The sequence below is a fragment of the Mycobacterium sp. E3251 genome, assembly GCF_001666835.1.
Classification (GTDB): Bacteria; Actinomycetota; Actinomycetes; order Mycobacteriales; family Mycobacteriaceae; genus Mycobacterium.
Genome location: NZ_LZJF01000060.1, coordinates 56,219 through 76,367 on the forward strand (window position 1 = coordinate 56,219; position 20,149 = coordinate 76,367).

The 20,149-nt window shown below is 66.0% G+C and carries 24 protein-coding genes; 14 read left to right on the forward strand and 10 right to left on the reverse strand.

The features are described 5' to 3' along the window. Window positions 1-22: 22 nt before the first annotated feature. Window positions 23-1,129, reverse strand: coding sequence for an acyl-CoA desaturase (locus tag A5697_RS08400; RefSeq protein WP_068009644.1), 1,107 nt, complete (start codon window positions 1,127-1,129; stop codon window positions 23-25). A gap of 19 nt (window positions 1,130-1,148) precedes the next feature. Further along, the gene (locus tag A5697_RS08405) at window positions 1,149-2,243 is read right to left on the reverse strand and encodes a ferredoxin reductase (protein ID WP_067946859.1); all 1,095 of its coding nucleotides are present in this window, start codon (window positions 2,241-2,243) and stop codon (window positions 1,149-1,151) included. A 96-nt stretch (window positions 2,244-2,339) separates the two neighbouring features. Between A5697_RS08405 and A5697_RS08410 the strand changes: the two genes are divergently transcribed. Then, entirely contained in the window at window positions 2,340-2,987 is a 648-nt protein-coding gene (locus A5697_RS08410; protein ID WP_197500959.1) for a TetR family transcriptional regulator, read from the forward strand. 40 nt (window positions 2,988-3,027) lie between these two features. On the opposite strand, the gene A5697_RS08415 is transcribed toward A5697_RS08410, so the two are convergent. Together A5697_RS08415 and A5697_RS08420 are read right to left on the reverse strand one after the other, a co-directional pair. Continuing rightward, window positions 3,028-3,432 (reverse strand): hypothetical protein, encoded by a 405-nt coding sequence (locus A5697_RS08415; RefSeq protein WP_067946863.1) that lies wholly within the window; start codon window positions 3,430-3,432, stop codon window positions 3,028-3,030. A 43-nt stretch (window positions 3,433-3,475) separates the two neighbouring features. Next, complete coding sequence (locus tag A5697_RS08420; RefSeq protein ID WP_067946865.1) at window positions 3,476-4,081, reverse strand: GNAT family N-acetyltransferase; 606 nt, start codon at window positions 4,079-4,081, stop codon at window positions 3,476-3,478. 66 nt (window positions 4,082-4,147) lie between these two features. Here A5697_RS08420 and A5697_RS08425 point away from each other — a divergent pair, with 66 nt between their 5' ends. Both A5697_RS08425 and A5697_RS08430 read left to right on the forward strand, forming a co-directional pair. Then, the gene (locus tag A5697_RS08425) at window positions 4,148-5,245 is read left to right on the forward strand and encodes a F420-dependent hydroxymycolic acid dehydrogenase (RefSeq protein WP_068009646.1); all 1,098 of its coding nucleotides are present in this window, start codon (window positions 4,148-4,150) and stop codon (window positions 5,243-5,245) included. A 161-nt stretch (window positions 5,246-5,406) separates the two neighbouring features. Beyond that, window positions 5,407-5,985: a hemerythrin domain-containing protein gene (locus A5697_RS08430; RefSeq protein WP_068009649.1), complete on the forward strand. Its 579-nt coding sequence runs from the start codon at window positions 5,407-5,409 to the stop codon at window positions 5,983-5,985. Between the two features lie 52 nt (window positions 5,986-6,037). Here the strand turns inward: A5697_RS08430 and A5697_RS08435 are convergent, their stop codons facing one another. Next, window positions 6,038-6,934, reverse strand: a complete 897-nt coding sequence (locus A5697_RS08435; protein WP_067946870.1) for a manganese catalase family protein — start codon at window positions 6,932-6,934, stop codon at window positions 6,038-6,040. A 161-nt stretch (window positions 6,935-7,095) separates the two neighbouring features. On the opposite strand from A5697_RS08435, the gene A5697_RS08440 reads away from it, so the two are divergent. Then, window positions 7,096-7,794, forward strand: coding sequence for a GAF and ANTAR domain-containing protein (locus A5697_RS08440; RefSeq protein WP_068009652.1), 699 nt, complete (start codon window positions 7,096-7,098; stop codon window positions 7,792-7,794). 80 nt (window positions 7,795-7,874) lie between these two features. Continuing rightward, window positions 7,875-9,170 (forward strand): acyl-CoA dehydrogenase family protein, encoded by a 1,296-nt coding sequence (locus tag A5697_RS08445; RefSeq protein ID WP_067946964.1) that lies wholly within the window; start codon window positions 7,875-7,877, stop codon window positions 9,168-9,170. Between the two features lie 90 nt (window positions 9,171-9,260). On the opposite strand, the gene A5697_RS08450 is transcribed toward A5697_RS08445, so the two are convergent. Beyond that, entirely contained in the window at window positions 9,261-9,716 is a 456-nt protein-coding gene (locus A5697_RS08450; protein ID WP_067946874.1) for a MaoC family dehydratase, read from the reverse strand. A 157-nt stretch (window positions 9,717-9,873) separates the two neighbouring features. On the opposite strand from A5697_RS08450, the gene A5697_RS08455 reads away from it, so the two are divergent. Both A5697_RS08455 and A5697_RS28010 read left to right on the forward strand, forming a co-directional pair. Then, window positions 9,874-10,200, forward strand: a complete 327-nt coding sequence (locus tag A5697_RS08455) for a hypothetical protein (RefSeq protein WP_082953299.1) — start codon at window positions 9,874-9,876, stop codon at window positions 10,198-10,200. A gap of 99 nt (window positions 10,201-10,299) precedes the next feature. Then, complete coding sequence (locus tag A5697_RS28010) at window positions 10,300-10,473, forward strand: hypothetical protein (protein ID WP_197500957.1); 174 nt, start codon at window positions 10,300-10,302, stop codon at window positions 10,471-10,473. Window positions 10,474-10,496: 23 nt separating this feature from the next. On the opposite strand, the gene A5697_RS08465 is transcribed toward A5697_RS28010, so the two are convergent. From A5697_RS08465 to A5697_RS08475, 3 genes are all read right to left on the reverse strand, one after another. Then, on the reverse strand, window positions 10,497-10,895 hold the full coding sequence (locus A5697_RS08465) for a DUF302 domain-containing protein (protein ID WP_067946969.1): 399 nt from the start codon (window positions 10,893-10,895) through the stop codon (window positions 10,497-10,499). A gap of 76 nt (window positions 10,896-10,971) precedes the next feature. Continuing rightward, window positions 10,972-11,565 carry a DsbA family protein gene (locus A5697_RS08470; RefSeq protein ID WP_067946878.1) on the reverse strand — a complete coding sequence of 198 codons (594 nt, stop codon included), beginning with the start codon at window positions 11,563-11,565 and terminating at the stop codon, window positions 10,972-10,974. Between the two features lie 29 nt (window positions 11,566-11,594). Then, on the reverse strand, window positions 11,595-11,879 hold the full coding sequence (locus A5697_RS08475; RefSeq protein ID WP_067946880.1) for a metal-sensitive transcriptional regulator: 285 nt from the start codon (window positions 11,877-11,879) through the stop codon (window positions 11,595-11,597). A 233-nt stretch (window positions 11,880-12,112) separates the two neighbouring features. Between A5697_RS08475 and A5697_RS08480 the strand changes: the two genes are divergently transcribed. The 7 genes from A5697_RS08480 (at window position 12,113) to ag85C (ending at window position 19,397) form a co-directional block, all read left to right on the forward strand. Beyond that, entirely contained in the window at window positions 12,113-12,544 is a 432-nt protein-coding gene (locus A5697_RS08480; RefSeq protein WP_068009654.1) for an MmpS family transport accessory protein, read from the forward strand. After that, window positions 12,541-15,459 (forward strand): RND family transporter, encoded by a 2,919-nt coding sequence (locus A5697_RS08485; protein ID WP_068009656.1) that lies wholly within the window; start codon window positions 12,541-12,543, stop codon window positions 15,457-15,459. Before A5697_RS08480 ends, A5697_RS08485 begins: the two co-directional genes overlap by 4 nt. Window positions 15,460-15,484: 25 nt before the next feature. Then, window positions 15,485-15,982, forward strand: coding sequence for a metallophosphoesterase (locus A5697_RS08490; protein WP_067946886.1), 498 nt, complete (start codon window positions 15,485-15,487; stop codon window positions 15,980-15,982). Window positions 15,983-16,039: 57 nt separating this feature from the next. Beyond that, complete coding sequence (locus A5697_RS08495; RefSeq protein ID WP_067946888.1) at window positions 16,040-16,501, forward strand: MarR family winged helix-turn-helix transcriptional regulator; 462 nt, start codon at window positions 16,040-16,042, stop codon at window positions 16,499-16,501. Beyond that, the gene (locus A5697_RS08500) at window positions 16,498-17,313 is read left to right on the forward strand and encodes an ATP-binding cassette domain-containing protein (protein WP_067946890.1); all 816 of its coding nucleotides are present in this window, start codon (window positions 16,498-16,500) and stop codon (window positions 17,311-17,313) included. Before A5697_RS08495 ends, A5697_RS08500 begins: the two co-directional genes overlap by 4 nt. Further along, window positions 17,303-18,121 (forward strand): ABC transporter permease, encoded by an 819-nt coding sequence (locus tag A5697_RS08505; RefSeq protein ID WP_067946971.1) that lies wholly within the window; start codon window positions 17,303-17,305, stop codon window positions 18,119-18,121. The genes A5697_RS08500 and A5697_RS08505 overlap by 11 nt, the downstream gene beginning before the upstream one ends. Window positions 18,122-18,356: 235 nt before the next feature. After that, window positions 18,357-19,397: a diacylglycerol acyltransferase/mycolyltransferase Ag85C gene (ag85C, locus tag A5697_RS08510; RefSeq protein ID WP_067946892.1), complete on the forward strand. Its 1,041-nt coding sequence runs from the start codon at window positions 18,357-18,359 to the stop codon at window positions 19,395-19,397. Window positions 19,398-19,434: 37 nt separating this feature from the next. Here ag85C and A5697_RS08515 read toward each other — a convergent pair whose 3' ends face one another. Then, window positions 19,435-20,145 carry a YoaK family protein gene (locus A5697_RS08515; RefSeq protein WP_067946894.1) on the reverse strand — a complete coding sequence of 237 codons (711 nt, stop codon included), beginning with the start codon at window positions 20,143-20,145 and terminating at the stop codon, window positions 19,435-19,437. Window positions 20,146-20,149 lie beyond the last annotated feature (4 nt).

The following is a 20,149-nucleotide window of genomic DNA, read 5'->3' on the forward strand; positions in this document are numbered from 1 at the left end:
GTGCGGGGGCTATGGGCGGCCGTCAGGCAGCAGCGGGCACCGGATCGGCCGACCGGTCGGCGGTGGCCTTCCGCAGCACCGAGTCCGGGACGCTGAGCCGGACGATCTTGCGGACGACGGTGCCGAACTGCCGCAGCAGCGGGCCGCGGTTGTACGGGATGCCGTAGCGCTCGCAGATCGCCTGCACCTCGGGCGCGATCTCGGCGTAGCGCCGCGCCGGCATGTCCGGGAACAGGTGGTGCTCGATCTGGTGGGACAGGTTGCCGGACAGCAGGTGAAAGAGCTTGCCGCCGGTCAGGTTTGCCGAACCGAGGACCTGGCGGAAGTACCACTGGCCGCGCGACTCGTCCTTGGTCTCCTCAACGGTGAATTCCTGCGTGCCGTCCGGGAAGTGGCCGCAGAAGATGATCATGTACGACCAGACGTTGCGCATCAGGTTGGCCGAGAGGTTGCCCGCGAAGACGAACGGCGCGAAGGGACCGGCCAGCAGCGGGAAGGCCACGTAGTCCTTGAGGGTTTGCCGGCGCGTCTTCTTCCAGATCGCGCGCAGCACGTCGCGCTTGTCGGCGAGCGCGATTTCGCCGGAGCGGATTCGCTCGGTTTCCAGTTCGTGCAATGCGACGCCGTACTGAAACAACACCATCAGCAAGAAGGCGTAGAGGGGGTTGCCGAGGAAGTACGGCTGCCAGCGCTGGTCTTCGCTCATCCGCAGGATGCCGTAGCCGATGTCGCGGTCCATCCCCACGATGTTGGTGTGGGTGTGGTGCATGTAGTTGTGCGAATGCCGCCACTGATCGGCCGGGCACGCGGTGTCCCACTCGAAGGAGCGGCCGGAGATGTTCGGGTCACGCATCCAGTCGTATTGGCCGTGCATGATGTTGTGGCCGATCTCCATGTTGTCCAGGATTTTCGACAACCCGAGCATGGTGGTCCCCAGCAGCCAGGCGGGCGGCAGGAACAGCAGCGCGCGGCCGCCGACTTCCAGCGCGCGCTGGGCTTTGATGACGCGGCGGATGTAGTCGGCGTCCTCCGCGCCCAGGCTGGCCATCACGCGTTCCCTGATGGCATCCAGTTCGCGGCCGAATGCGTCGGCCTGTTCGGGGGTTAGGTGGATCTTGTTCTGTGTCATGGCTTTTCCTTTCCGAAGGTTAAAGCGAGAGCTCCACGTCGCCGACCGGGACGGACACGCAGATCTGCACGTCCTCGTCGGGGCCGGTCGAGACCGCGCCGGTGATCAGGTTGCGCACCGTGCCGGCGGTCTTTCGCCGCGTGCAGGTGTGGCAGATGCCCATCCGGCAGCCGTTTTCGGGTGACAGGCCGGCCGATTCCGCCTGTTCCAGCAGGGGACGTCCGTCGTCAACGACATCGACCCCGCTGTCGGAGAAGGTAACCCGCCCGCCCGCGGGGTTGGCGGGCGCATCGAAGGACGGTGGCACGAAGCTCTCGGTGTGGACGTTGTCGCAGTGGGTTTGGACGGCATCGACCAAAGGCGTTGGCCCGCAGACGAACACCGCGTCGGGTGACGGCATCGCGGCGGCCAGATGCGCGGCGCCGAACCGGCCGGCGAGATCGCCGCCGTCGGCTCGGGTGTAGCCGTGCAGCACCCGGACGCCGGTCAGCGTCGCGAGCTCATCGCGGTAGCACGCCTCGCGCTCGTTCCGGGCGTAATGGATGAAGGCAATCTCACCGCGGTGCCCCTCGGCGATCAGGGTGCGCACCATGGCCATGACCGGTGTGATGCCGCTTCCACCCGAAACGAAGAGGACCCGCCGGGGCCGCTCCACCGGCAACACGAAGTCGCCGCCGACGCCGGCCAAACCGAACACCATGCCGGGGCGGGCGTGTTCGTACAGGTAGTTCGAAACCAGCCCGCCGTCGTGCTGCCCGATCGTCAGCTCGAGATGGGCACTCCCCTCGGCGTTGGCCGGGGAGTAGCAGCGGGTGTGCCGGCGCCCGTCGATCTCGACGCTGAGGTTGACGTACTGGCCGGCTTTGACGGTATGGGCGGACGTGAAGCTGTCATTCGGAGCCAGGGTGAGGGTGACGCTGCGCGCGGTGGTGCGGCGCGTGTCGATCACCTTGGCGCGGGCCTCCCCCAGCGTCCAGGTCGGCGCCACCAGCTCGGTGTACCGGTCGACGCCGTGCGGGCCGGTGAGCAGATCGAGAAGGTCTGAACCCAAGACTCGCTTCCGAAAAGTCCGAGCGAGGGCTCGACCCGAAGTCTGAGCGGTTTGAGTGAACATATGTACACTGTGGGACCATACCCCCCGGTCAGTCAAGGGTTTCCGCAGGTCTGTGGTAGGGTTCACATAGTGAACAGCCGTACTCCTAGCTCACGGGTGCGCGGTTCTGGTCGCGAGCGCACGCGCGAAAGTCGGTCGCGTGAGGAGCGCAAGGAGGCGACCCGTCGCGCAATCATCGCCGCGGCACTCAAGCTGCTGCAGGACCGCAGCTTTTCCAGTCTCAGCCTGCGCGAGGTGACCCGCGAGGTCGGTATCGTGCCGGCCGCGTTCTATCGCCACTTCGAGTCGATGGAGGCGCTCGGGCTGGTCTTGATCGACGAGTCATTCCGCAGCTTGCGCGACACCCTGCGCGACGCGCGTGCCGGCAAGCTCGACCCGAACCGGGTGATCGAATCATCCGTCGAGATCCTGGTCGCCAGTGTTGCGCAGCGGCGGGAACACTGGCGATTCATTGCCCGTGAACGCAACAGCGGTCTCGCTGTGCTGCGTTATGCGATCCGCACCGAGATCCGGTTGATCACGTCCGAACTGGCCACCGACCTGGCGCGCTTCCCGCGGCTGCACGAGTGGACCACTGAGGATCTCAACGTGCTCGCGACCCTGTTCGTCAACGCGATGATCGTCATCGCGGAGGCGATCGAGGATGCGCAGAGCGCCGAAACGCTGGAAGACATTCGGCGGCTCGCCGTCAAGCAGCTACGGATGATCGCCATCGGCATCGCCGGCTGGAAGAGCAAGCCTTAGCGGCGCCGCACTCGGAGTGAACAGTCGAACACTGGCTACCTCACTCCGTGATCTGAGTGAAGTCCGGCGCTCCGTTCTCGTCGACGACCTCGTACAGGGACTGACCGTCTTCGGGCGCTCCGTCGATCTGGCCCCGGTGGGCGCGTCCGGGACGACCGTCGGCGAGCGCATCCCCACCTTCCGCGGGGAAGTCGGGCGAGATGTCCGGCTCCTCTTCCGCCAGCCGGGCGTCCAGCGATTCGCCCTCGCGCTCCTCCCGCGCGGTCATGCCGAACCGGTTCGCTTCGCTCCAGTCCTCGGGCGGGTCGACGACGATGTCGCCGTCGTCATTGTGCAACTCGTCGGAGTCGGTGCCTTCGCTCGCGTTCAACGTGTCACCGGGGCCGCCTTCCTCGGGGAAGTCCGAGGGGTCCACCAGCTCGTCGGCTTGGGGGTTTTCGCTCATGCGGGAACGGTTGCCCGCCGGGTCGGGGGGTTAAACCCCGCTCCTAGCGCGGCGACCGCCACATCGCCCACATGGTTGGCCCGCCGTCGTGGACGACGATCTCGCGGGTCACCGTGAAGCCGAAACGTTCGTAGTACGGCACGTTTTCGGGCTTACTCGACTCGAGGTAGGCCGGACAGTATTCGGCGTCGCAGCGATCCAGCCGCGACCGCATCAACGCCTGCCCGAACCCCCGCCCGCGCACCGACGGGTCGCTCCCGATCACGGCGAGATACCAGTGCGGCTCTTCGGGATGCATGCGCTTCATGAGCTCCTGCAGGCCGCGTGCCCTCGCCGTGCGCAGGCCGAACACCCGCAGAAACGTCGGAATCATCGCCAGTTCGCCCCGACGGGTCTCGCGCCATTGGTTCGGCGGATCCCACAGCGCGGCCGCGCCGATGTCCGGTCCGTCGCAGGCCACCTCGACGCCGCCGCAGCCCAGATGGTGGTGGCGGGTCATCGTCGCGAACAACCGGTGCAGGTTGGCGGCCCGGTCCTTCGGGTCGGGCAGCAGCCACGTTGTTACCGGGTCGTCGTAGAAGGCCCGGCCCAGGGTGAGTGAAAGGTCGCGGACGTCGGCCTTCCGCGCCGGCCGTGGCTGGGGAGTCATCCGAGTCAGGCTAGCGGGTGAACCACATTCGGGTGTCATCACCGAAGCGGCGGGTACGTTAGGGCGGTGACCGGCGTTTCGCGTCGCGCATTCGGGCGGATGGCCGCCGGGGCGGGCATGCTCGGCACGGCCGGGCTGCCGGCCGGCTGTGGGCGGCCGGAACATGACCACGGCGCCCCCGCCGCCCCGCCGCCGCCCGCGGTCAAACGGGTGGGCGTGGTGCTCTCGCACGAGCAGTTCCGCACCGACCAGCTGGTGGCGCAAGCGCAGGCGGCCGAACAGGCCGGGTTTCAGTATGTCTGGGCCAGCGACCACATCCAGCCGTGGCAGGACAACGAGGGCCATTCGATGTTCCCCTGGCTGACGCTCGCGCTGGTCGGCAACGCCACCAGCCGCATCGGGTTCGGCACCGGAGTCACCTGCCCCACCTACCGTTATCACCCGGCCGTGGTGGCACAGGCCTTCGCCTCGCTGGCCATCCTCAGCCCCGGCCGGGTGTTCCTGGGGGTCGGCACCGGGGAACGGCTCAACGAACAGGCGGCCACCAACACGTTCGGCAAATACGCCGAACGCCACGACCGGCTGGTCGAGGCGATCAAGCTGATCCGCGAATTGTGGAGCGGATCGCGAACGTCGTTCGCGGGCCGCTACTTTCAGACCAACTCGTTGAAGATCTACGACACACCGGCCACACCGCCACCGATCTTCGTGGCGGCCAGCGGACCCAAAAGCGCGACCATGGCCGGTCAATACGGTGACGGTTGGATCGGTCAAGCGCGCGATGTCACGAATCCCGCGCTGGTGGCCGCATTCGGCGCCGGCGCGGAGGCCGCCGGCCGCGACCCGGGCAGCCTGGGCAAGCGCGCGGAGCTGTTCGCTGTCGTCGGCGATAACACCGAGGCGACGACGGCCGCCGGCCTGTGGCGCTTCACCGCCGGCGCCGTCGACCAGCCGAATCCGGTCGAAATCCAGCGCGCCGCCGCGGTCAATCCCGTCGACAAGGTGCTCGCCAATTGGACCGTCGGCACCGACCCGGCGGCCCACATCAACGCCGTGCAGACGGTCCTCGACGCCGGCGCCGTGCCGTTTCTGCATTTCCCCCAGAGCAATCCGCTGACGGCGATCGACTTCTACCGCACCAACGTCTTGCCCAAGTTGCACTAGACGGAACCGGGCTCGGCGACCTACCCCGGGCGAGACCGGTTGAAACGACGCTCTTTTGCCACAACCGCACTGGAGCCTGCGCCGCGGGCGGCCGTTTCAACGCCACGGGCCCGGGTATCCGCAGGCCACTTCGAGTGACAGGCCCAACTGGAAGGCAACGCATGGATGCAATCACTTTTCTTCGCCAGGACCACAAAAGTGTCCTCGGTCTGTTCGAGACGCTCGACGGGGCGCCGTCGGGCTCGGGCGCCCAAGCGAGCGGTCTGGAAACCGTGGTGAACAACCTCATCATCGCCGAGTCGCAACACGAAGCCATTGAGGAGCAATTCTTTTGGCCGGCGGTGCGCGAGGCCATCGGTGACGGAATCGTCGACAAGGCGATCGAGCAGGAGCAGGCCGGTAAGCAACTCTTGCAGCGGCTCGAGGACGGCAAGCCCGGCGAGCCGGACTATCACGAGGCGTTGCAGGAGTTCGTCAAAGCCGGCCGCGAGCACATCGCCTACGAGCAGGACGTGGTGTGGCCGCAGGTCGAGCTGGCGATCAGCCGACAAGAGTTGGAGAAGATCGGCGAAATGCTGGAGCAGGCAAAGAAGATCGCTCCAACCCGCCCCCATCCGGGCACCCCGCCCAACCCGGCGGTGCTCAAGACGGTGGGGATGGGGGCGGCGGTCGTCGACCACGTGCGCGACGCGTTGACCGGCCGCGCGGAGGACAACCCGCCGGACCCGCAGGTCAAGTAGAAACTCGAAGGCCGGGCGTTGGATCCTCAACGCCCGGCCTTCTTGTCTCCAATTAACTTGTGGGACTGTGTTGTTCGTGCGTGAACGGTTTCTCTGCCGTGATGGCGGGCGAACCCTGCGGGTTCTGTTGCGCGCCCTGATTCTGCCGAGTGGTGCCGCCGAGCCACTGCTGTTCGGGCTTCTCGACGTAGTCCCACTCCATACCCTTGGGCCACGGCCCCTGGCCCTCGTTCCACGGGCCGCGGATCGATTCGCCGCCACCGTTGGACATGTTGAACGCGACGTTCTGGAAGCGCGGGTCGCCCGGCAACTGCCCCGGCGGGAAGTTAACCGGTAGCTCGTTGAGCGCCGCGGTGAACTGCTGGTAGTGCGTCACCTCGCGCGTCATCAAAAAGCTGAGGGTGTCCTGCACACCGGGATCGTCCGTGTACTGCTTGAGGTACTCGTACACGATCTTCGCGCGCGATTCGGCGGCCAAGTTGCTGCGCAGATCCACCGTGGGATCGCCGTTGGCGTTGACGTAGGAGCCCATCCAGGGCACGCCCTGGGAGTTGCTCACATCCGGGCTGCCCCCGTTCAGCGCGAGATAAAGCGGGTTGACCGCGACTTGATGAATGATCTGGTCGCGACCGTCGCCGCTGGCCACCGCCGGCATCCAGTCACACGTCTCGTTGGCGATCTTCAGGTTGTCGTTGAGACCGTCCAGCAACATAGTGATCATCGACCCGACCATTTCCAGGTGACTGAGCTCTTCGGTGGCGATGTCCATGAAAAGGTCGTACAGCTTCGGGTTCTTGCCGCGCAGGACGAACGCCTGGGTGAAGTACTGCATGGCAGCCTTGAGTTCACCGTTGGCGCCGCCAAACTGCTCCTGCAGCAACGTCGCGAACCGCGGGTCCGGCTTGTCGACTCTGACCTCGAATTGAAGATCTTTGTTGTGAACGAACACTGGGGTCTCCCTAGGCTTGTCGAGAAGGTTATGGTCTCGCCGGATACCCGCGGTCTGGGTCACCAAACTGGGGCGACAGCAACCGCGCAGGCGCCTGCAAGGGGTCTGCCGGAAGGCGCCCGCGTGAGGCGGCGGGAGGCACATCGTGGACAATCCCGGTTATGGACCTATCGGACCCGAGTTCCCGGCATGAGCTGGCGATGCGGATGGCCGAGCTGGCCCGCGACACCGCCGCCCCGCGCTCGCTCGACCAGGTTCTCACCGACGTGACCACCGCCGCGGTGGAGCTGATACCGGCGGCGGACGTCGCGGGAGTGCTGCTGATCAAGGGGGGCGAGGACTTCGAGTCGTTCGCGGACACCCACAGTCTGGCCGCGGAGCTCGACAAGCTGCAGCACGACTTCAATGAGGGCCCCTGTCACGACGCCGCCCTGAAGCAGACGATCGTGCGGACCGATGACCTCCGCAACGAACCCCGCTGGCCGAGTTACGCGCCGGCTGCCGTGGAACGCGGCGTGCTGAGCAGCCTGTCGTTCAAGCTGTATACCGCCGAGCGCACGGCGGGGGCGCTGAACCTGTTCAGCTACCGGGCCGACGTGTGGGACACCGAGGCCGAAACCATCGGCACCGTCTTCGCCGCACACGCGGCGTCGGCGATCATGGCGAGCCGCCACGGGCAGCAGATGCAATCGGCCCTGTCTACGCGCGACCGCATCGGCCAGGCCAAGGGCATCATCATGGAGCGTTATGGCGTGGACGAGCTGCGCGCATTCGACCTGCTGCGCCGCCTGTCTCAAGAAAGTCAGGTCAAGCTCATCGACATCGCGCAGCGCGTCATCGATACCCGCAACGCGGACTGATTCCCGCCGCCGCCATCTACGATGGGGTGGCTTCATCGACGAGGCCGGCGCGGCGCTGCGCCGGGGAACGGGTGGCCACCGTGTGGGATTTCGAAACAGACCCGGAATATCAGGCAAAGCTCGACTGGGTCGAAAAGTTCATGGTCGACGAGCTCGAGCCGCTCGATCTGGTCGCGCTCGATCCCTATGACAAGAAGAACGCCGAAATGATGGCGATCCTGCGGCCGTTACAGCAGCAGGTGAAGGATCAGGGGCTGTGGGCCGCGCATCTGCGGCCGGAGCTCGGCGGCCAGGGCTTCGGCCAGGTCAAGCTCGCGCTGCTCAACGAGATCCTCGGCCGTTCCCGCTGGGCGCCGTCGGTGTTCGGCTGCCAGGCGCCGGATTCCGGCAACGCCGAGATTCTCGCGATGTTCGGCACCGACGACCAAAAGGGCCGCTACCTGCAACCGTTGCTCGACGGCGAGATCACCTCGTGCTACTCGATGACCGAGCCGCAGGGCGGTTCCGATCCCGGACAATTCGTCACCGCCGCCACCCGCGACGGCGACCACTGGGTCATCAACGGGGAGAAGTGGTTCTCCACCAACGCCAAGCACGCCTCGTTCTTCATCGTCATGGCCGTGACCAACCCCGAGTCGCGCACGTACGACAAGATGTCTCTGTTCATCGTCCCGGCCGAGACACCGGGCATCGAGATCGTCCGCAACGTGGGCGTGGGAGCCGAGTCGTCGGCGCGCGCCAGCCACGGGTATGTCCGCTACATCGACGTGCGCGTTCCGGCCGACCATGTGCTGGGCGGCGAGGGTCAGGCGTTCATGATCGCGCAGACCCGGCTTGGGGGTGGGCGCATCCATCATGCGATGCGCACAATCGCGTTGGCGCGCAGCGCCTTTGACATGATGTGCGAGCGCGCCGTGTCCCGAAAGACGCGACACGGGCGACTCTCCGATTTTCAGATGACCCAGGAGAAGATCGCGGACAGCTGGATACAGATCGAGCAGTTCCGGCTGCTGGTGCTGCGCACGGCGTGGCTGATCGACAAGCACCACGACTACCAGAAGGTGCGTCGCGACATCGCGGCGGTCAAGGTGGCCATGCCCCAGGTGCTGCATGACGTCGTGCAGCGGGCCATGCACCTGCACGGCGCGCTGGGCGTTTCCGACGAGATGCCGTTCGTCAAGATGATGGTGGCGGCCGAGTCGCTGGGCATCGCCGATGGCGCCACCGAACTGCACAAGATGACGGTGGCACGCCGCACCTTGCGCGAATATCAGCCGGTGACAACGCCATTCCCGTCCGCGCACATACCCACCCGGCGCGCGGAAGCCCAGGCGCGACTGGCCGAGCGGCTCGAGCATTCCGTCGCGGAGTTCTGACCCGGCTCTCCCCGGCAGCGTCACGACACATAAACCTCAGCGCCGACACGCCGTAAAGCGCCGCCGTGGTTTATGTCTCGCGGCAGTGGCTCACGAGACGTAGCGGACGATGCTCTCGGCCACACACGCCGGCTTCGGCGCGCCCTCGATCTCGACGGTGGTGGACATGGTCGCCTGCACGGCACCGTTTCCGACGTCGTCAACGCTGACCAGCGACGTCTGCGCGCGCACACGGGAGCCGACGGGCACCGGGGCGGGGAAGCGAACCTTGTTGAGACCGTAGTTGATTGCGAGCTTGATGCCGTTGACCGCGTAGATCTGGTGCTGCAGGCGCGGCAACAGGGCCAGGGTCATGAAACCGTGGGCGATCGTCCCGCCGAAAGGACCGGCGGCGGCGCGTTCCGGATCGACGTGGATCCACTGGTGATCGCCGGTCGCGTCGGCGAACAGGTTGACGTCTTCCTGGGTGATGGTCACCCAGTCGCTGTGGCCGATGGTTTCGCCGGCTGCCGCCGCGAGTTCGGCTACTGATTCGAAGGTGCGCATTGAGGTTTCTCCTTGACTCCGGGCGCTAAGGATAGCGCCGGGGGCATCCGGCATCGCCGTTCGGCCCGTCGAGTCTGCCGCGAGAACCGGAATTCGTTTCACGGTGATCGCCCGGGGAAGCCCTGTGTGCACACGCAACAACCCGAAGGGGAACGGCATGACCGAACGCAAGAAGCGCGCGATCGAATCGGAGGCGCATGGGTCACGAACGCGCGTCACCGCCGCGGAAGACGACTGGACGTCCCGGCGGCCCTCGGAACGAATCCGTGAAGCCGCATTCACGCGTCTGAACGTTCCGATCATCGGGCAGGTGCGGGTGCCGCACCCCGACCATCTCGCCTTCTATGGTGGATTGGCCGCACTCGCGGCGCTTCAGATCCTCGAGTGGCCCATGGCCCTGGTGCTCGGCGCCGGCCAGGCGCTGGCAGAAAGCCAACACAACCGCGTCGTCCGCGGATTCGGCGACGCCTTGGGCGAGGCTTGACCGATCCTGCGGGAAGTCGACAGCGCAGTGCACGCTGGTTTGGCGGCGCATGCACTGGGAACCCCGTCGGAAGTCAAGACCCGCACCGGAAGGAAGCAAATGGGAGAGCCGAAGGGCCACAAGACGGAGTCCGACGTCGAACCGGAGGCTCACGAGTCACGGTCACGCGCCGCGGCCGGCGAGGCCGACGGCTCGTACGTAGGAGCGGCCGGCTCGGACGATTCTTTCGATGCCGGGGAATCGGGTGCCGAAGCGCGGAGCCAGCAGGGCTGACTCCCGACCCCTCCGCGGACCGGTTACCGGAGTGCGCCGATCGCGGCCTGCAATTTGGTGGTGGCCTGATCCGCAACCTCCTGCAGGGCGCCCTGCTCGCCTGTCACCCGGACCATGAGTTGGGGATCCATGGCTTCGACCAGAACCGCGTCGTTTTCGGCGGGGTCGGTTCGCACCACGACGTTGCACGGCAATAATTGGCCGATCTGGCGGTGAATGCCCAGCGCGCGATGCGCCAACACCGGGTTACAGGCACCCAGGATCACATAGTCCTCCATGTCCTCCCCGAGCTTGTTCTTCAGGGTGGCCTTGACGTCGATAGTGGTCAGCACTCCGAAGCCCTGTTCGGCCAGAGCCTTAGTGGTCTGTTCCACCGCGTCCTCAAACGAGGTGTGCAATGTGGCGCTCAATCCTGATGTCATTTCTTCCTCCTCGGTGTTTCGATCTACCCGGAATTTCATTCGGCGCTAGGGCGATTCGCGCCCGGCGCGGTCACAACTAACCCGCGGCGCGCGGGCGCTGCAGCTGGCTGAATTCGGCAGTCGCGGCCAAAGTCGTGACCGCGTCGAAGAGTGCGATCGAGGCTGCCGGGTCGGGTAACGCCGTGAGGACCGGACCGAAGAACGCGTGCCCGTCGATGCGCAAAATCGGACTGCCCCCGGTTTCCCCGAGCGCATCCTGTCCCGCCCGGTGCGCTTGCCGCACGAGTCCGTCTAGGGATTCATCCCCGATTGCCGCGGCGGTGGTGTCGCGCGCGCCCACAGTGGCCAAAACGTGGGCGACCAGATCGTCGTCGAGCGGTTCGGAGCGGTCGAAGTACCGCTCACCGAAGGCGAAGTACGCGTCGGCCCACCCGGGGGCGCCCTTTTCGCGCGCTATAGCGGCCATCAGCCGGCCTACGTGTTGCGAGTCGCGCATGCGGGCCTGCTGAGGTGGCGGCAGTTCTCGTCCCTCGTTGAGCACCGCCAGATTCATCAGTTGCCAATCGACGGCAATGCCGGTCTTCTCGGCGACGGCGCGCAACCATCGTGCGGTGTTCCACGAAAACGGGCACACCGGGTCCAACCACAGGGTCACCCTCGTCGGTTCCATTGGTCTTCCCCTCTCGTCAAGGCCGGCCGTCAGGCCAGGCTCAGGAACAGCTTCTCCAGCTCATCGATCGACACGGCCGGCCCGTCGGTGGGACTACCCTCCGGTCGGGCGATGCAGTCGCGCAGCCCCGAGGCAATGATCTTGAAGCCGGCGCGATCCAGTGCCCGCGACACCGCGGCCAGTTGGGTGACGACGTCCTTACAACTGCGGCCCTGCTCGATCATCGCGATGACGCCCCCGAGCTGACCGTGCGCGCGACGCAGTCGGGCCAGGACGGCATCCATGTCGCCGGGGTCGTGAACTTCGTTAGCCATGACTCCTTCATACCATACCCTCGGGGGTATACATGGCGCGTTGGCCGATACCCCACCGGGTATGGTACTAATTGCGCTGGGTTCAAGTCGCGACTCGCGGGTACCAGTCACGCGATCACGTGCGGCGTGTGCCCGCTGGCCCTCAACTGCGGGCCAAACGGCCCTATTCGCCGCGGCGACGCGGGCTGAGACTCCGTACCAGAACGACCAGGTCACGAGGGAAGGAAACGGCAGTGTCCACGTTTCTCAGACGGGCGTGGGTGCCGCTGGTCGTCGTGACGGCAGTCGCTCTCGGTGGCATCGCCGTCGAGCGGCTCCGCGGCGTCTTCGGCTCCGACGCGATCTTCACCGCGACGGGCCGCAGCGCCGAACCACTCGAAGCCTCGCACATCAAGCAGGTGACCTACGAGGTCTACGGCCCAAGTGACACAACGGGAACCGTGAGCTACCTAGACAACAACGCGCGGCCGGAACAGGCGAACTTCACCGCTCTGCCGTGGACCTTCACGGTGACCACAACGGTGCCGGCCGTGATCGCCAGCCTGGTGGCACAGGGCAACAGCGACGACATCGGATGCCGCATCACCGTCAACGGCGTGGTCAAGGACCAGCGCTCCTCGGCCGGGCGCCACGCCCAAACTTCCTGTCTGGTGAAGGCCGCATGAACACCGAAACCGAAGCCCGTCCGAAATTCATGCGGTTCGTCCGCAAGTTCGCCTGGCCCATCATCATCGGCTGGCTACTACTCACCGTCGCCCTGAACGTGCTCGTGCCGCCGATCGAGTCGGTCGCGCGGAACCACGCGGTGACCATGTCGCCCCAGGACGCTCCGGCGATGATCGCCGCCAAGCGCATCGGCGCGACCTTCCACGAGTCCGACTCCGACAGCATCGCGATGATCGTCCTGGAGAGCGACAGACCGCTCGGCGACGAGGCGCACCGCTATTACGACGGCTTGGTGAACAAGCTGCAGGCCGACCCCAAGCACGTGCAGCACGTCCAGAACGTCTGGGGCGATCCGCTCACCGCCGCCGGTGTCCAGAGCCGCGACGGCAAGGCCGCCTACGTCCAACTCAACCTGGCCGGCAACCAGGGCAGCACCCTGGGCAACCAGTCAGTCGACGCGGTGCGGAAGATCGTCGACAAGTCAGAGCCCCCCAAGGGACTCAGGGTCTACGTCACCGGTCCGGCCCCCTTGACCACGGACATGAACGAGGCCGCCGACAAGAGCATGTTCAAGATGATGGGCGTCACCGGTGTGGTCATCATGATCATGCTGTTCATCGCCTATCGTTCGGTCAGCACCGTCCTTCTGGTCCTGGTCATGGTCGGTTTCGAAATGGGCACGGCGCGGGGGCTCGTCGCGCTGCTTGGAAACAACGAGCTGTTGGGATTCTCGACGTTCGTCGTTGCGATGCTGTCCTCGTTGGCCATCGCGGCGGGCACGGACTACGCGATCTTCCTCATCGGCCGCTACCAGGAGGCGCGTCAGGCCGGTCAAGACCGAGAAACCGCCTACTACACCATGTTTCGCGGGACCTCGCACATCATCCTGGGCTCGGGGTTGACGATCGCAGGCGCCACGTTCTGCCTTCACCTGGCGCGCCTGTCGTACTTTCGGGCGCTGGGCATCCCGTCCGCCTTGGGCCTGCTCGTCGTCGTGGCCGGAGCGATGACCGCGGCCCCAGCCGTCGTCGCGGTGGCCACCCGGTTCGGCTTGCTCGACCCGAGACGGATGATCAAGACGCGCGGTTGGCGGCGGGTCGGCACCGCCACCGTGCGCTGGCCCGGCCCCGTCTTCGCGGCGTCGCTCGTCATCGCGATCGTCGGGATCCTCATCATGCCCAGCATGAAGGTCAGCTACAACGACCGCTTCTACATACCCCACGGTCTCCCGTCGAGCGTCGGCTACGCGGCCGCGGAGCGCCATTTCAGCGCCGCCACAATGAATCCCGACATCCTCATGATCGAAAGCGATCACGACATGCGGAACGGCGGCGACATGATCATCCTCGACAGGCTAGCCAAAGACATCTTTCGCGCACCCGGAATCGCGATGGTGCAGAGCATCACCCGGCCATTGGGCGGCCCGATCGAACACACCTCCATACCGTTCCAGATCAGCGCCCAGTCGATCCCGATCCAGCAGAACCTGCAATTCATGCGGGACCGCACCGACGACATGCTCAAGATGAGCGACGACCTCGGCGCCATGATCGTCTCGATGCGGCGGATGCAGGACCTGGTCGGGCAGATGAGCGGCGCGACGCATCACATGGTCGGCGACATGCACGAGATGCAGGCCACGCTGGACGAGATGCGTGACCACCTTGCGGATTTCGACGATTTCGCCCGCCCGTTCCGCGGCTATCTGTATTGGGAACAGCACTGTTTCAACATCCCCGTGTGCTGGGCCGCGAGGTCGGTGTTCGAGGCGATCGATGGTGTGGACAAGTTCAGCGAGAACATGCGCACGCTGATCAATGACGTGAACAACGTCGACGCGATATTGCCCCAGATGCTCGCCGAGTTCCCGCCGATCATCGCCGTCGCCCAGTCGATGCAGGGCACTCTGCTCACGATGCACAGCAGCTTCTCCGGTCTGGTCACCCAAATGGCGCAGATGACCGACACGGCCAGCGCGATGGGTCAGGCATTCGACGCGTCCCGCAGCGGCGACTACTTCTACCTGCCCCCGGAAGCGTTCCAGAATCCCGACTTTCAGCGTGGCCTGAAGCTGTTCCTGTCGCCGGACGGCAAGGCCGCGCGCTTCATCATCACCCACGACGCGGACCCGGCAACGCCGGCGGGCATTTCGGCGGTCATGCCGGAACTGGCCGCCGCGCATCAAGCGGTGAAGGGTACGACGCTGACGGGCGCCAAGTTCTATCTCGCGGGCACGGCGGCCATCTACCGTGACATCCAGTCGGGCTCCCACTACGACCTGCTGATCGTGGGGCTCGCGGCGCTGACGCTGATCTTCGTCGTGATGCTGATCATCACGCGTGCCCTGGTCGCATCCCTGGTGATCGTCGGCACGGTGCTGCTCTCGCTGGGTGCCGCCTTCGGGCTGTCGGTGTTGGTGTGGCAACACCTGTTGGGCCTCGAATTGAACTGGATCGCACCGGTATTCGGCCTGATCATTCTGCTGGCGGTCGGATCCGACTACAACCTGCTGCTGGTTTCCCGGTTCCAGGAGGAGATCGGCGCCGGACTGAAGACCGGCATCATCCGCTCGATGGGCGGGACGGGTGGCGTGGTCACCTCCGCGGGTCTGGTCTTCGCCTTCACCATGATGTCGATGGTCGCCAGCGACCTGCGCTCGATCGGCCAGGCCGGCAGCACGATCGGTCTCGGGCTGCTGTTCGACACGTTGATCGTGCGCTCGCTGATGACGCCGTCGATCGCGGCACTGCTGGGGCGTTGGTTCTGGTGGCCGATGCGGGTGCGGCCCCGCCCCGCCAGCGAAATGCTGCGGCCCTTCGGGCCCCGCCGCCTCGTTCGTTCGCTTCTTCTCGGCGAGGAAGCCGACGCGCCAATCACCAAGCCCGAAAAAGCGATGGCGTCCACGGCGAGGTAACGACCAGGGACGGCAAGATGGGGTTGTGCGGCTGCTGCTGATATCCGATACCCACGTCCCCAAGCGCGCCCGCGACCTGCCCCCACGGGTTTGGGATGAGGTGGACGCGGCCGACGTGGTCGTGCACGCCGGTGATTGGGTGGCGCCCGCGCTGCTCGACGAACTCGAAACCAGGTCGGCGCGGCTGGTGGCCTGCTGGGGCAACAACGACGGGCCGGCCCTGCGGGCGAGGCTGCCGGAACGGGCGGACGTGACGCTGGCGGGTGTGCGATTCACGGTCGTGCACGAGACCGGTGCGGCGACGGGCCGCGAGGCCCGGATGTCGCGGTTGTATCCGGGCACCCAGGTCCTGGTGTTCGGGCACAGCCACATCCCCTGGGACACCCGCTCCGACACCGGCCTGCGCCTGCTCAATCCGGGCTCGCCGACGGATCGGCGCCGCCAGCCGTTCTGCACCTACATGACCGCCGACGTCGCCGACGGGACCCTCGCCGACGTGGTCCTGCATCGCCTTACGAAGTAACGGGTACTTACCTGCTGCACAGCCTCCACACATAGATAGCTCGGCTACAGAGGTATTATGGGCAAGGTGAAGTCAAGTACCGACGTGGTCACCGAGGTGTTTCGCGTCGTCGGCAGATTCCGTCGGCAACTCCGGCGGTCAGCCGGCCGCGGCTTCGATTCGTCGCGGCTGACCGAGTCGCAGTCCGAGCTGCTGTGGCTGGTGGGCAGGCGGCCGGGTATTTCGGTCAACGCCGCCGCCGCCGAACTCGGCCTGGCGCCCAACACCGCTTCCACCCTGGTCTCCAAGCTGGTATCCGGCGGGTTGCTGATGCGCACCGTCGGGGACACGGACCGCCGGGTCGGCCGGCTACACCTCGCCGAGCCCGCCCAGCAGATCGTCGACACGTCCCGGGCAGCGCGTCGAGCGGTGCTGGCCGAGGTGCTCGCCGAACTCGACGACGACCAAATCGAGTCTTTGACAAGAGGATTGGAGGTCATTGAGATGATGACCCAGACACTGCAGGAGCGACGGCCATGAGCGCAGCACTGCCGATGGCGATCGATGCCAAAGGCCTGACCTATCGGTACGGCCAGTTCACCGCCGTCAACGACGTGACGTTGCAGGTGCGGCCGGGTGAAACCATGGGCCTGCTCGGTCCCAACGGGGCCGGGAAGACGACCATGGTCCGGATGCTCACCACGCTGGCGCCGGTGCAGCAGGGTGAACTGCGCATCTTCGGGTTGGACGCCCGCCGCCAAACCACCGACATTCGCAGCAACATCGGCTATGTGCCGCAACAACTCTCGATCGAGCCCGCATTGACCGGCCGGCAGAATGTCGAATGGTTCGCGCGGCTCTACGGTGTGCCCCGGGCCGCGCGCTCCGATCGGGTCGGGCAGGCGCTGGACGCCATGGACCTGCTTGACGTTGCCGACCGGCTGGCCTCCGCCTATTCCGGCGGCATGGTCCGCCGACTCGAGGTGGCGCAGGCGCTCGTGAACCGCCCGTCGCTGCTGGTTCTCGACGAACCGACCGTCGGGCTGGACCCGATTGCGCGCGACGGCGTCTGGACACAGGTGCAGAAGATGCAGGCGCAGTTCGGGATGACCGTGCTGCTGACCACCCACTACATGGAAGAGGCCGACGCGTTGTGCGATCGCGTCGCACTGATGCACCAGGGTGAGTTGCGGGCGGTGGGCACGCCCGCCAAGTTGAAGTCGACGGTGTCGCCCCGCGCGACCCTCGAGGACGTGTTCCGCCACTATGCCGCCTCGGACTTGGCGGACGAGCCGGCCGAACCGTTCCGTGAAATCCGTTCTGCCAGAAAGGTTGCGCGCCGTGTCGGTTGATAGTGCCATGCCGGGCACCCTGGTCCGCGCGCCGCGCGGTTGGCAACGGGTCGGTGCCGTGTCGAGCCGCATCGGCGCGTTCGCGATCGTCGAACTGCAGAAGCTGCAGCACGACAGGACCGAGCTCGTCACCCGGATGGTGCAGCCGGCGCTGTGGCTGCTGATTTTCGGCACCACCTTCAGCCACCTGCACGTCATCCAGACCGGATCGGTGTCCTACCTAGCCTTCCTGGCGCCCGGGATCATCGCCCAGTCGGCGCTGTTCATCTCGATCTTCTATGGGATACAGATCATTTGGGATCGAGACGCGGGCGTCCTGGCCAAGCTGATGGTGACGCCGGCACCCGCGTCGGCGCTGATCACCGGCAAGGCGTTTGCGGCCGGGGTGCGCTCGGTTGCTCAGGTGGTCGGCGTGATGGCGTTGGCGTATCTGATGAATGTCGGCCTGACGGCCAACCCGCTGCGGATTCTGGCGGCGATGGCCGTCGTCATGCTCGGTGCCGCGTTCTTCGCCTGCCTGTCGATGACGCTGGCCGGCCTGGTGCGTAATCGCGATCGCCTGATGGGAATCGGCCAGGCGATCACGATGCCGCTGTTCTTCGCCTCCAACGCGTTGTACCCGGTCGACGTGATGCCGAGGTGGCTGCACGTGCTGAGCAGGGTCAACCCGCTCAGCTACGAGGTCAACGCCCTACGGGGGCTGCTCATCGGCACGCCATTCAACGCGGTGGACCTCGTCGTGCTGGTGGTTGCCGCGGTGCTCGGAATCGCCGCGGCGTCAACGTTATTGCGCCGACTCGTCGCCTAGGGAAGGCGTCCGGCGCTAGCCGATGTGCCGCCCGTTGGGAAGGTCGGCGTTCGGTTCCGATAGCCAATCGTTATCCAACGGTGACGATTCCGGCCTGACTCCCAATCGTTAGCCAACCGCGATGTGAAGCTCCGGCCGTGACAGGCGAATCGAGCCCTCCCCACGTGTTTCACTGCCCAGCGAACAGATTCGACCGCCGCACATGGCAGATGAAAGTTGGGATGGGTAGAGAGCTATGAAGTTCTTCGAAGAGTTGCGGAAGTTGCGTGGCGCCGCGGCGACCATGCCGCGCCAGCTGGCGGTCGCGGCTGTGGGGGCTGCCCTGGTGTCCGGCCTCGTCACCGCCGCAGGCGGCGCGGCCACCGCGGGGGCGTTCTCGAAGCCGGGGCTGCCGGTGGAGTACCTGGAGGTGCCGTCACCGTCGATGGGCCGCAACATCAAGGTTCAGTTCGAGGGCGGCGGACCGCACGCGGTGTACCTGCTCGACGGCCTGCGGGCCCAGGACGACTACAACGGCTGGGACATCAACACCCCCGCCTTCGAGGAGTTCTACCAATCCGGCCTGTCGGTGGTGATGCCGGTCGGCGGGCAGTCCAGCTTCTACACCAACTGGTACCAGCCGTCGTCGGGCAACGGTCAGAACTACACCTACAAGTGGGAGACGTTCCTGACCCAGGAGATGCCGCTGTGGCTGCAGGCCAACAAGCAGATCTCCCCGGCCGGCAACGCCGCGGTGGGCCTGTCGATGTCGGGCGGCTCCGCCCTGATCCTGGCCGCGTACTACCCGCAGCAATTCCCTTACGCCGCTTCGCTTTCGGGCTTCCTCAACCCGTCCGAGGGCTGGTGGCCGACGCTGATCGGGCTGGCGATGAACGACTCGGGTGGCTACAACGCCAACAGCATGTGGGGACCGTCCACTGACCCGGCGTGGAAGCGCAACGACCCGATGCTGCAGATTCCGCGGCTGGTCGCCAACAACACCCGGATCTGGGTCTACTGCGGCAACGGGACCCCCAGCGACCTCGGCGGCGACAACATGCCGGCCAAGTTCCTGGAAGGCCTCACGCTGCGCACCAACCAGCAGTTCCAGAACACCTACGCGGCCGCGGGCGGACGCAACGGGACGTTCAACTTCCCGGCCAACGGGACGCACTCGTGGCCCTACTGGAACCAGCAATTGCTCGCGATGAAGCCCGACATCCAGCAGGTGCTGCTGGCCAGCAACACCACGGCCCAGCCGGCGCAACCGGCGCAGCCGGCACAGCCAGCCGCCTGACCCCCGACCAGCATCGGCAGTAGCGCACCGGTCAGCGCTACTGCCGATGCTTTTTGTCGGACCGTTGCATCAACAGAGCGCGCCGGTCCTGGTGAAAGTAGGTGTACCCGGTCGTTACCGCACAAAGGGACGTGGCCATCACCAGCATCCAGGTCCCGTTGACGACCACGCTGATGAAGCCGCCCACCGCCGCGCCCACGACAAAGCTGGCCAACAGCAGGAAGTAACCGAGCCAGTCCGAGACGCTTCCACCACCAGCGATGTGACGCTCGATGCCCTGGCCCATCTTGACGGTCGTGCCGGTCACATAGCTCAACGGCACCGAAACCTCACCATCTTTGACAAAAGAGGTGTTCAACGCCCCGGTGCCGAACGCCAGCAGCATCATCGGCAAGAAATCGACGAGATTCTCTTCCCAGCCCTCATCAAGGACGTCGACCACGGTGGCGGCCGCCAGACTGAAGGTGGTCAGCACCGTCGGGCCGTGCGGATGGTCCACCCAGAAAAATCGCCGGCACAGTGACGCAACGATCACGCCGACGACGAACGCCGCAATGAGCAGCCCCGCGCTTGCGGCTAGCCAGCCTTGCCCGGTGAAGTACCCGAGCACGGCACGTTGGGCGTTGCCGGTGATGAAAACCACGAAATAGCCCGCGGAGTGGGTGAAGGAGATCGCGCCGACCACACCGGCCAACACCGCCAGCACCCACGACAACCGCGCTTCGCTATTGAAGGTTTCGCTCGCCACGCTG

Coding starts and splice junctions, on each gene's coding strand:
- A5697_RS08400 (WP_068009644.1), bottom strand. CDS start 1,129: ATGACACAGAACAAGATCCACCTAACCCCCGAACAGGCCGACGCATTC.
- A5697_RS08405 (WP_067946859.1), bottom strand. CDS start 2,243: ATGTTCACTCAAACCGCTCAGACTTCGGGTCGAGCCCTCGCTCGGACT.
- A5697_RS08415 (WP_067946863.1), bottom strand. CDS start 3,432: ATGAGCGAAAACCCCCAAGCCGACGAGCTGGTGGACCCCTCGGACTTC.
- A5697_RS08420 (WP_067946865.1), bottom strand. CDS start 4,081: ATGACTCCCCAGCCACGGCCGGCGCGGAAGGCCGACGTCCGCGACCTT.
- A5697_RS08430 (WP_068009649.1), top strand. CDS start 5,407: ATGGATGCAATCACTTTTCTTCGCCAGGACCACAAAAGTGTCCTCGGT.
- A5697_RS08440 (WP_068009652.1), top strand. CDS start 7,096: ATGGACCTATCGGACCCGAGTTCCCGGCATGAGCTGGCGATGCGGATG.
- A5697_RS08450 (WP_067946874.1), bottom strand. CDS start 9,716: ATGCGCACCTTCGAATCAGTAGCCGAACTCGCGGCGGCAGCCGGCGAA.
- A5697_RS08455 (WP_082953299.1), top strand. CDS start 9,874: ATGACCGAACGCAAGAAGCGCGCGATCGAATCGGAGGCGCATGGGTCA.
- A5697_RS28010 (WP_197500957.1), top strand. CDS start 10,300: ATGGGAGAGCCGAAGGGCCACAAGACGGAGTCCGACGTCGAACCGGAG.
- A5697_RS08465 (WP_067946969.1), bottom strand. CDS start 10,895: ATGACATCAGGATTGAGCGCCACATTGCACACCTCGTTTGAGGACGCG.
- A5697_RS08470 (WP_067946878.1), bottom strand. CDS start 11,565: ATGGAACCGACGAGGGTGACCCTGTGGTTGGACCCGGTGTGCCCGTTT.
- A5697_RS08475 (WP_067946880.1), bottom strand. CDS start 11,879: ATGGCTAACGAAGTTCACGACCCCGGCGACATGGATGCCGTCCTGGCC.
- A5697_RS08485 (WP_068009656.1), top strand. CDS start 12,541: ATGAACACCGAAACCGAAGCCCGTCCGAAATTCATGCGGTTCGTCCGC.
- A5697_RS08495 (WP_067946888.1), top strand. CDS start 16,040: ATGGGCAAGGTGAAGTCAAGTACCGACGTGGTCACCGAGGTGTTTCGC.
- A5697_RS08500 (WP_067946890.1), top strand. CDS start 16,498: ATGAGCGCAGCACTGCCGATGGCGATCGATGCCAAAGGCCTGACCTAT.
- ag85C (WP_067946892.1), top strand. CDS start 18,357: ATGAAGTTCTTCGAAGAGTTGCGGAAGTTGCGTGGCGCCGCGGCGACC.